General features: G+C 49.2%; 1 rRNA gene. It reads left to right on the forward strand.

Features of this window, described 5'->3' with window-relative positions:
• Window positions 1-784, forward strand: a 23S ribosomal RNA gene (locus CLPU_RS16350); the annotation flags it as partial.

A 784-nucleotide genomic window follows, 5' to 3' on the forward strand; every position in this document is an offset into this window, starting at 1 on the left:
ACCTATAAGCGTTTGAGAAATGGAGTGACACAGAAGGATAGGTTAAGCGTACCGTTGGTTGAGTACGTCCAAGCCAGTAGGGAGTTTTCATAGGCAAATCCGTGGAAACAATCCTGAGAGGTGATGGGGAGTGAAAATAAGTAGCGAAGTAACTGACTCCATGCTGTCGAGAAAAGCTTCTATCGAGCAAGTAGGTACCCGTACCGCAAACCGACACAGGTAGGCGAGGAGAGAATCCTAAGACGAGCGGAAGAACTCTTGTTAAGGAACTCGGCAAAATAACCCCGTAACTTAGGGAGAAGGGGTGCCGGAGCATGTGAAAGATGCACATCTGGAGCATGAACCGGCCGCAGTGAATAGGCCCAAGCGACTGTTTATCAAAAACACAGGTCTCTGCTAAATCGAAAGATGAAGTATAGGGGCTGACGCCTGCCCGGTGCTGGAAGGTTAAGGGGAAGTGTTAGACATTAGTCGAAGCATAGAACTTAAGCCCCAGTAAACGGCGGCCGTAACTATAACGGTCCTAAGGTAGCGAAATTCCTTGTCGGGTAAGTTCCGACCCGCACGAAAGGCGTAACGATTTGGGCACTGTCTCAACAAGAGATCCGGTGAAATTGTAGTACCAGTGAAGATGCTGGTTACCCGCGACAGGACGGAAAGACCCCGTGGAGCTTTACTGCAGGCTGACATTGGATTTTGGTATTATATGTACAGGATAGGTGGGAGACTTAGAAACCAGGGCGCCAGCTTTGGTGGAGTCATCGTTGGGATACCACCCTTATAA

Origin of the sequence: Gottschalkia purinilytica, assembly GCF_001190785.1 — a bacterium.
GTDB lineage: Bacteria > Bacillota > Clostridia > Tissierellales > Gottschalkiaceae > Gottschalkia_A > Gottschalkia_A purinilytica.